The organism is Okeania sp., assembly GCF_983059655.1.
The window spans coordinates 1-6,914 of record NZ_CEZPJD010000407.1; the positions used below are offsets into that span (position 1 = coordinate 1).

The following is a 6,914-nucleotide window of genomic DNA, read 5'->3' on the forward strand; positions in this document are numbered from 1 at the left end:
TCATCAGGTAAAGAATCATCAATAGTTACATATCCAATGCCAAATTTCTCTGCTTCTTGAGCTGTTTGCTCTACTAAATATTTATTAGGGCAGACATATAAACACTGACCTTTCTTTTGATTTAATCTTGATTGAAGTATCAATAAACCGATTAATGTTTTTCCCTGTCCGGTGTGTAACTTAAAAATCAAATCTTGGTCTTCTTTTCGATTTAACCACCACTCTTTTAATATTTCTATTTGTACTGGGCGAAGCGGACCTGTTTCACTTTTTCTATCCAACTGATCGTAAATCTCTATTGGATTTATTTTTTTTGGTATAGATTTCACTCCCAGTTTCTTTTTAAAATCAACCATGTTTTTCTCCTTATAAAACTAATACTTAGAAAATAATCGCTTAAATTAGCAACTTTGTTTACCTTGTAACGAGAAGTTATTATTAATTAGGGTTTGCTGAATGGTGAGCTAGAAGCTCGCACTCTGATAAAATTACCTTTTCACCAATTCTAACTCATCCTTTTTCCCAAACACCAAACCACCATCTACACAATCAATTACTACAATATTCCCACCAACAAACTTATTCTCTAAAATCAAACTTGCCAGAGGATTTTATCAAGTTGGAAAGTTGGTTTACCTCATATAAAAAATCATCATATTTTTCTTCATTAACACTTTTGCCTCATAATTTTGACTGGCGAGCTAGAAGCTCGCACTCTGATAAAATCACCTTTTCACCAATTCCAACTCATCCTTTTTCCCAAACACCAAACCACCATCTACACAATCAATTACTACAACATCCCCACCAACAAACTTATTCTCTAAAATCAAATTTGCCAGAGGATTTTCTAATTCTTTTTGAATTGCTCGTTTCAAAGGTCGCGCTCCATAAACAGGGTCATATCCCACTTCAGCAATGTGGTCTAAAGTCGCAGCAGTTAATTTCAAACTAATTTTTTGTTCCCCTAATAACCTTTCAATTCTCTTCACTTGAATCTCCACAATTTGCCGTAATTCGCTCTTCCTTAAAGTGTGGAACAATATCTTATCATCCACCCTGTTTAAAAACTCTGGTCGGAAATGTTTTCGCAATCCTCCCATCACCCGTTTATACATCTCCTCATACTTAGAGTCATCCCCTGCCACATCTAAAATATACTCACCACCAATATTACTCGTCATTACAATTACAGTATTGCTAAAATCAACTAACCGCCCTTGAGAATCAGTAATCCTACCATCATCCAATACTTGCAAAAATATATTAAATACATCTGGGTGAGCCTTCTCCACTTCATCAAATAGCAGCACAGAATAAGGATGTCTTCTTACTGCCTCCGATAACTGACCCCCTTGGTCATAACCCACATATCCAGGTGGTGCCCCCACTAATCGAGAAACGGCGTGTTTCTCCATATACTCCGACATATCAACCCGCACCAAAGCATCATCCCGGTCAAATAAAAACTGTGCCAAGGCCCGTGCCAATTCTGTTTTACCGACTCCAGTGGGACCGAGAAACATAAACGAACCGATAGGCTTTCCTGGATCGTTCATCCCTGCCCTCGCGCGTCTAATAGCTGCCGCCACAGCTTCCACAGCTTCCGACTGCCCAATTACCCGTTGATGTAAATGCTTTTCCAACTGTAGTAACTTTTGGCGTTCCGACTCCAATAAACGATTTACTGGAATACCCGTCCACTTAGCAACGATAGTGGCAATATCAGCATCAGTCACTTGTTCTCGGAGGAGGGAGGAACCTTGAGCTTGAACTTTTAATAATTCTGCTTCCTTAACTTCGCGATCGCGATGTACGGTTTCGAGTTGGCCATATTTTAACTGAGCTGCTGTATTTAGATCGTAAGCTCGTTCTGCCTGTTCTATTTGTACTTTTAATTTATCTTCTTCTGCTTTGAGAGAATTAATTGTATTTAACAATTCTTTTTCCCCAGACCATTTAGAAGAAAATTTTTCCTGCTTTTGCTTCAAGACATTAATTTCATTTGTAATGCGTTGCAATGCTGGAGAAACTTTCACTGGTGGAGTAGGTTCAGCATTTTTATCTTTTTTGCTACTTTGCAACTCTCCCTCAATAGAAAGTTTTTCCATTTCCAACTGCATAATACGTCTGTCAATAGCTTCTAATTCTTCAGGTTTAGAAGTAATTTCCATTTTTAGTTGAGCAGCAGCTTCATCTACCAAGTCTATCGCCTTATCTGGCAAAAAGCGGTCAGAAATATAACGGTTAGAAAGAGTTGCAGCAGCAACCAAAGCAGCATCGGTAATTTTTACACCATGGTGAGTTTCGTAGCGGTCTTTCAACCCCCGTAAAATAGAAATAGTATCCTCTACACTTGGCTGACCAACCTCTACTTTTTGAAACCGACGTTCCAGAGCAGCATCTTTTTCTATATGTTTGCGATATTCATCAATAGTTGTCGCACCGATACAACGCAATTCTCCACGAGCAAGCATTGGTTTGAGAAGGTTACCTGCATCTACACCCGAACCCGTACCGCCACTGGAACCTGCTCCAACAACAGTATGTAGTTCATCGATAAATAGAACAATTTGACCGTCAGAGTGAGTTACTTCTCGCAAAACCGATCTGAGCCTTTCCTCAAATTCCCCTCTAAATTTTGCCCCGGCGATGAGACTTCCCATGTCAAGACTAATGAGTTGTCGTTCTTTGAGAGATTCTGGAACGTCGCCGTTAACAATGCGTTGAGCTAAACCTTCAGCGATCGCTGTTTTTCCAACTCCTGGCTCTCCAATAACTACAGGATTATTTTTTGTCCGACGAGATAAACAGCTAACCACGCGCCGAATTTCTTCATCTCTACCAATAACGGGGTCAAGTTTACCTGCTTTAGCTAACTCTGTCAGGTCGCGCCCATATTTTGCTAAAGCATCATAACTAGCTTCTGGGTTTTGGTCTTCGACTTTGGTACTACCACGAACTGCTTTAATTGTTGCTTCTAGTTGTTCAAATTCAACTTTTGGAGTAGTTTGGGGGCGCTCAAAACCAGGGCGAGTTGGTAGCTGGGGAGTACCTCCACCGAGGAGTTTATTGCCAAGGCGTTTGTCTTGGTAAAAAGCGAGTAGAAGGTGTTCGACGGCAATAAATTTGTCTTCCCATTTTTCTTTTGCTTCATCAGCTAGGTCTAGAAAAATTTCTAGACTACGTCCTAGATAGAGATGTTCGATACTACCAACTTTGGGTTGGCGTTTGGTGAAAGAGTCTATTTGTTGGAGGAGATTTTCTGATTCTATGCCAACGCGGTTTAAAATTTTGTTGGCTGTTCCCTGTTGTTCTAAAAGAGCAATGATTAGATGTTCTACTTCTAGTTGTTGGTTTTGGTAACGTCGGGCAACGTCCTGGGATTTGACTATGGCATCCCAGGCTTGTTCTGTAAATTTGCTTGGGTCGGTTGGCTGCATTTGGACTATGTTTAAATTTTTTCTGGTGGTTAAATAAAACTATTTATAGCAATTCCCATATTTGGTGAGGTACAAAATTTTAGGCTTGAGGGAACAGGGAACAGGGAATAAAAAGACAAAAATATAAATATACCTCATGACTTTAGGAAACGCTATATATAAAACCGCTCAACTTACTCAAAGATTTGAAAGTATAGTCATTCGTGGTGGGTCAAGCACTACAGGGTTAAACGGCAAACCCTTTATTCCTTGGTCAAAGACATCAGGAATTACTTTTTTAAGTATATTAAATTACCCATTTAAACCTGAATTTAATAATTTATTTTTCCTGGTTTTATACAACCCTCTTGTTATCTTTTCCCACTAAATTTAATTTTTTTCTATCCATAAATTCCTATGATTATGATAAATTATCTCTATCTAAAAAGCTTGATTGAGATGTATAATATTTTTCTATAATTATTACTTTTATTCCTCTTAATTAGCTTTCATCTGTTAACATTCCTATCAACCTATAATCCTGATTTTATCTCTTGTTTCCAAGTTTGGTTATACTCAATAGTTAAGATTTCTATTTCATGCTTAACACACCAATCTATTACTCTTTTACTTGCTGTATACAGATTATTTTCTACTCAACAATTTCGTTTGTGAGTTATTTTTTTTAACAGAAAAGAAGAAAGATAGATTTTGGATTGAAATTCCGGGACTGTTTTATTACTTAAAAATGTTTAGGAAAAAGCCTGTTTCATTAATTAATAATTACCTCTGATTAAAACCGTTCTTGATTGAAGATCAGGAAATATCCTAGCACTTTTCTCTTGGTCGATTGAATATGGCGTTTCGGCTGTCGCCGACATGGAAAGCGGAGCGGCTCTGCAAGAGCGGGTTTCCTCGCCATCCTACCCTTCGAGAAGCTACGCTAATGGCCGCTTTTTCCCCTTAAAAGAGGAGGCTTTAAACCAGAATTATTAATTATTAATTATTCGGTAACTTCCTCTTTTGCTCGGGGCGATCGCTAAAAACACCTTTAACTTTCATGCATTTGCTGATTATTTAATTATCTTCTTCTATACTCCTTCTTCCTGAAATTATTTATTTAGTGCTACTTCTTGTTCTGAATTGCTACTACGAGAGCTTAATTGAATTAGTTCTACTTTATAACCATTTGGGTCTTCAATGAAGGCAATAACTGTGGAACCATGTTTCATTGGCCCTGGTTCTCTGGTTACTCTACCTCCCTGTGCTTTGATTTGTTCACAAGTGCCATAAATATCATCAACACCCAAAGCAATATGGCCATAGGCATCACCCAAGTCGTATCGATCTTTGCCCCAGTTATATGTTAATTCGAGTACTGTGTGGTCTGACTCATCGCCATAACCAACAAAGGCTAGAGTAAATTCACCACCGGGATAGTCTTTTTGGCGTAATAGTTTCATGCCGAGGACATCGCAGTAGAATTTGAGGGATTCTTCTAGGTTGTTGACTCGCAGCATTGTGTGTAGTAGTCGCATGGTCTACTCCTTATTCCTTGACTATATCTACATTTTTATTGTGAAGCAATTTGGTTAATCTTGGGAGTCAATTTTGTCCTACTGGCTACTATTGGGATTTAGTTATCAGGAAAGGCAGGAAGCAGAAGGTGGAAGGGAATTGCTCCTCCTGCCCTCTGTATAGCTACCTTCGTTCATAGTAATGGCATTGGAGTTCCTTCAAAAACCTGTTCGTTTTTAGGTAAAAGGCAGTCATGATAGAGGCAACAGGTCAGAAGATTTGATGTGGACTGTTTATTGTTAGTAAATCATCAACTCTTGTTTGACATCTCAAATAAAAGCGCTATATTTAGCTGGAATAAAAGTTTCAGGTTTTATTATCTATAAATCAAAACTTATAGATTTTTTATAAACAATTTAAGATTCCTCAGTAGGTAGGTGAAATTAAATCTAAATTTTTCTAAGTTATACCAATTCCCAAAAATAATGCTATACTTCGCCATGGGGCTTCAGCTATTAATTAATAATAATGGTTGAATAATGTTTGTGACTATTCTCGGCATTAAACCAAGATATATTATCTCTTTTCACTCTACTCTCTACTCTCTACTTTCAAGGAGATGTAGCAATAATTTTGAGAAATGGTATTAAGTATGTTTGCGTAGCATGACCTAGGAAAGCAATCTTAAGTCATGCTTTCCTCACAATATGCTTCCAAACTTCCTAGTTTGGATGTAGTGTATGATATTTATTTATACCCATCTAATTCTCTTTTTTTATTGAGCCTAATTGAGTTAAGTTTTCTAGTTTTATAACTTCTATTTGATAGAATTAATATTTATTTGACCGGTGTTTAAATTGTGGTTAAATCCACTAAAATAAAAGTTAAGTGATCCTACTAATCAAGCATGATATTTGTCTTGATTAAATGTCACAATAGTCGAGTATGTATCAATATTTGATAACAGTTATCTTGACAAACTATGATGGATTATTTTTTCTAGTTTCGATTTTTCTTGAATCAAAGCAATATCAATTTTCTTAACTCCTTCTAAGGATATTAATGACTTGCATTGTTTAACTAAGTTTTCCCAACTATGTAATATTTGAATTGAATTAGATTTCTGAATTTTCTCAACATAAAATTGTGCCCAAAATTTAGGAACATACTTTTGCTTTCTAGCCTTTATCCGCTTTCTCCATTTAGTAAAATCTGATTTTCTTGGTGGATCTACCCCCAAAATTGGAGGCATATCAGCATAACTTACAAACCTACTTTTTCCTTTTCCTACGACATGAATTACATATTTCCAACAGTTTATTTTGTAGATATTATCTGATTTAATTCCCAAATGAAATGCTAATGCATCTCTAGTTACAAATCTACCCAATGGATGAGCAGAAGTAGATTGATTTTTGATGATTTTTTTCATAAAATCTACCTTAAGTTTATATATATTTTTTTAGGGCCGTATTTTTTTATTTATGTGTCTGTAATTCTATATTAAATAATACTTGGCTATTTTGTCAACATATAATAATAAGCTAATTTTTTACAAAAACAAATCAATTATAATTGCCCATTATTGGGATAAATTATGGACAATAATCTTGCCAATATTAGAGAATAGAAAAACTAAATAATAGAGCTTAATGAAGTAGGTCTGGCAACCTTCAAATTCGCAAGCTACAGTAGTCGGAATTCAAGAAGAATTTTGTCGAATTTTCTTTACACTATTTGTTACTATTTGTCAGTTATCTCTGTCACTACTTTTGAGAATAGACATCTCCTCCAAAATTAGGGAACAGCATTACTACCCTGTGGGGCACAACAAATGCAAGCGGTCTGAATCCAAAGTTTTGCTAAGAAAGCTTAACAAGAAGGTATAGCAATGTGCGCTGGCTTGCTTTACAAATTTCAGGAGGTGTCCAATAGCTAAAAGTTTTATATCATAAGCTTTTTATCCCCCCTACT

The 6,914-nt window shown here is 36.5% G+C and carries 5 protein-coding genes; 1 reads left to right on the plus strand and 4 read right to left on the minus strand.

Annotation, left to right across the window (positions count from 1 at the left end; all coding sequences use genetic code 11):
* Both AC3DU7_RS20480 and clpB read right to left on the minus strand, forming a co-directional pair.
* Window positions 1–356 (minus strand): DEAD/DEAH box helicase family protein (locus tag AC3DU7_RS20480; protein WP_488041152.1); only part of this gene is annotated, 356 nt, incomplete at its 3' end.
* Between the two features lie 369 nt (window positions 357–725).
* Window positions 726–3,443 carry an ATP-dependent chaperone ClpB gene (gene clpB / locus AC3DU7_RS20485; protein ID WP_488041153.1) on the minus strand — a complete coding sequence of 906 codons (2,718 nt, stop codon included), beginning with the start codon at window positions 3,441–3,443 and terminating at the stop codon, window positions 726–728.
* A 136-nt stretch (window positions 3,444–3,579) separates the two neighbouring features.
* On the opposite strand from clpB, the gene AC3DU7_RS20490 reads away from it, so the two are divergent.
* Window positions 3,580–3,810 carry a hypothetical protein gene (locus tag AC3DU7_RS20490; RefSeq protein WP_488041154.1) on the plus strand — a complete coding sequence of 77 codons (231 nt, stop codon included), beginning with the start codon at window positions 3,580–3,582 and terminating at the stop codon, window positions 3,808–3,810.
* A gap of 724 nt (window positions 3,811–4,534) precedes the next feature.
* Here AC3DU7_RS20490 and gloA read toward each other — a convergent pair.
* Both gloA and AC3DU7_RS20500 read right to left on the minus strand, forming a co-directional pair.
* The gene (gene gloA, locus AC3DU7_RS20495) at window positions 4,535–4,960 is read right to left on the minus strand and encodes a lactoylglutathione lyase (RefSeq protein ID WP_488041155.1); all 426 of its coding nucleotides are present in this window, start codon (window positions 4,958–4,960) and stop codon (window positions 4,535–4,537) included.
* 947 nt (window positions 4,961–5,907) lie between these two features.
* On the minus strand, window positions 5,908–6,372 hold the full coding sequence (locus tag AC3DU7_RS20500) for a hypothetical protein (RefSeq protein ID WP_488041156.1): 465 nt from the start codon (window positions 6,370–6,372) through the stop codon (window positions 5,908–5,910).
* Window positions 6,373–6,914: the final 542 nt, after the last annotated feature.